Source organism: Flavobacterium sp. (genome assembly GCF_035760125.1).
In the GTDB taxonomy this organism is placed as follows: domain Bacteria; phylum Bacteroidota; class Bacteroidia; order Flavobacteriales; family Flavobacteriaceae; genus Flavobacterium.
Genome location: NZ_DASTTN010000472.1, coordinates 1 through 2,412, shown reverse-complemented (window position 1 = coordinate 2,412; position 2,412 = coordinate 1). Strand labels below are relative to the sequence as shown.

Sequence of the window (2,412 nt, the reverse complement as noted above, 5' to 3'; positions counted from 1 at the left end):
AATTTAGACACTAATGTGTAATAAAACTAATTACTTAACTCTCTTTTTAATATTTGTAATCTGTTGGCAACAGAAGCATTATACTGCTGATCACCTATTCTTAATATAAATCCTCCAATTATAGAAGGATCTACAGTATTTTCGATTGTGATTTTTTTATCAGAAAGTGTTGCTATTTTAGCCAAAACTTTAGCTTCAAGCGCAGCATCCATAGCAATAGCTGTAGTTACTTTTGCTACTTCAACATTATTCATGATATCAAACAATTTGCTATACTCTGCAGCAATGACATCTAGAATTTCAAATCTTTTGTTTTCAAATAACAAATGAAGTAAACCCTTGGTTACATTATCAACAGTAGCAAAAACTTCTAAAAGTGCTTTCTCTTTCACTTCTACTTTAATGGTTGGATTTTGAATAAAAGTACTCAATTCCAAATTGCCCTTAATCGTTGAAGCAATAGATTTCATGTCATTATTTACAGCTTCAGACACTCCTTTTGAATTGGATAAATCTAAAATTGCGGTTGCATAACGAATTGCTGCTCTAGTACTTGCCATGATTAGTTCAATTTTACGTCACCTAACAATTTCTCAACCAATTTAGTTTGAGCTTCTTTGTTAGACAATTCATCTTTTAATAATTTTTCAGCAATACTTAGAGACAAAGTTGAAACTTGTAATTTCAATTCAGCCATAGCTGCATTTTTTTCGCTTTCAATTGCAGCTTTTGCTTGATCGATCATTTTTTGACCTTGAGCTTGAGCTTCAGTTTTTGCATCATCAACCATTTTATCTTTCATTTCACGAGCTTCTTTAAGCATGTTGTCACGCTCTAATCTAGCTTCTTGTAAAATACGTTGGTTGTCAGCTTGCAAATTTTGCATTTCTTTTCTAGCGTTTTCAGCAGAAAGTAAAGCATTTTTAATTCCTTCTTCTCTATCGTTTACAGCATCAAGAATAGGTTTCCAAGCGAATTTTTTCAATAAGAATATTAATCCGATAAATATTAATACTTGCCAGAAAAACAAACCTAACTCAAACTGATTTATTAACTTTTCCATTTTTTATAAATTGTAAATTGTATTTTTAAAAATAAAATTTAATCTGTTTAATATAATTTTCAACATTTAATTAAAACAATAGTTACAACCAACCGTTGTAACTATTGTTTGTTTTTTAAGTGCTAATTAAGCTGCGAATAACGCTGCGAAACCAATACCTTCAATAAGTGCAGCTGCAATAAGCATAGCTGTTTGGATTTTTCCAGAAGCTTCTGGTTGACGAGCAATAGCATCCATTGCTGAACCACCAATTCTACCAATTCCTAAACCTGCTCCAATTACAATTAATCCTGCTCCTACGAAATTTAAACCTTCCATAATATATATATTAAAAATTAAACATTCTTTTTTATGGCTTAATCGATAATTTGTTGAATCGTTGAATCGGTTAAACAAATTAACGGTTAAACATTTTAGTGATGAGCTTCCTCATGATGATGCTCTTCTACCGCCATACCGAAATACAAAGCAGAAAGCAAGGTAAAAATATACGCTTGTAAAAACGCAACTAATATTTCAAGAATAGAAAGTGCAAATGACAAACCAAATGACAAACTACTTCCTATCCAACTTTTGAATATAAACATCAAACCAATAATACTCATCAATACAATGTGTCCAGCAAAAATATTCGCGTACAAACGTATCATTAATGAAAATGGTTTAATAACTACTCCTAATAATTCTATTGGAGCCAATACAATTCGCATCGGTTTTGGCACACCTGGCATCCAGAAAATGTGTCCCCAATAATTTTTATTGGCAGTAAGGTTTGTGATTAAAAACGTTAATATTGCTAATGAAAATGTAATAGTAAGATTTCCAGTTACATTTATACCGAATGGCATCAAACCGAAAATATTTAAAAATAATATGAAGAAAAAGATAGTCAATAAATAACTCATGTATTTCTTATAGTGCTTCTCACCAATGTTTGGGATTGCAATCTCGTCACGAATAAACAACACAACTGGTTCAAAGATGCGACCTGCACCAGAAGCAATTCCATTATTCTTAGCATATGATTTTGCTAAACCTGTAAAAAGGAAAAACATCAAAACTGCTGCAATCATTATAGACAAAACAGATTTTGTAATTGACAAATCCAAAGGACGTACATTTGTAGGGTGTCCTGATTTTTCATCTTCGGTAATTGTACCTGCAGCGTCAGTTTTGTAAATTTTTCCGTCGTGGTGGTTTATTTTGTAGAAATTTCCGTTTGATTCAGCAACTGCCTCACCATGTTCGAATTTTGAAGAAGAGAAAATTTGAAAACCATTATCCCAAATAATAATAGGTAATGAAAAACCGTAATGAACTCCTGTTTCATCATCTTGGAAAAAAGAAAA

General features: G+C 31.6%; 4 protein-coding genes. All 4 read right to left on the bottom strand.

Translation table 11 applies throughout. The features are described from left to right. Positions 1–26: 26 nt before the first annotated feature. Positions 27–560 carry an ATP synthase F1 subunit delta gene (gene atpH, locus VFS71_RS16850; RefSeq protein WP_111408332.1) on the bottom strand — a complete coding sequence of 178 codons (534 nt, stop codon included), beginning with the start codon at positions 558–560 and terminating at the stop codon, positions 27–29. 2 nt (positions 561–562) lie between these two features. Continuing rightward, positions 563–1,063 (bottom strand): F0F1 ATP synthase subunit B, encoded by a 501-nt coding sequence (locus tag VFS71_RS16845; RefSeq protein ID WP_326402745.1) that lies wholly within the window; start codon positions 1,061–1,063, stop codon positions 563–565. Between the two features lie 126 nt (positions 1,064–1,189). Continuing rightward, positions 1,190–1,381: an ATP synthase F0 subunit C gene (gene atpE / locus VFS71_RS16840; RefSeq protein WP_100842815.1), complete on the bottom strand. Its 192-nt coding sequence runs from the start codon at positions 1,379–1,381 to the stop codon at positions 1,190–1,192. Positions 1,382–1,476: 95 nt separating this feature from the next. Continuing rightward, positions 1,477–2,412, bottom strand: a 936-nt coding sequence (gene atpB, locus VFS71_RS16835; protein ID WP_326402744.1) for a F0F1 ATP synthase subunit A, incomplete at its 5' end; no start/stop codon positions are given.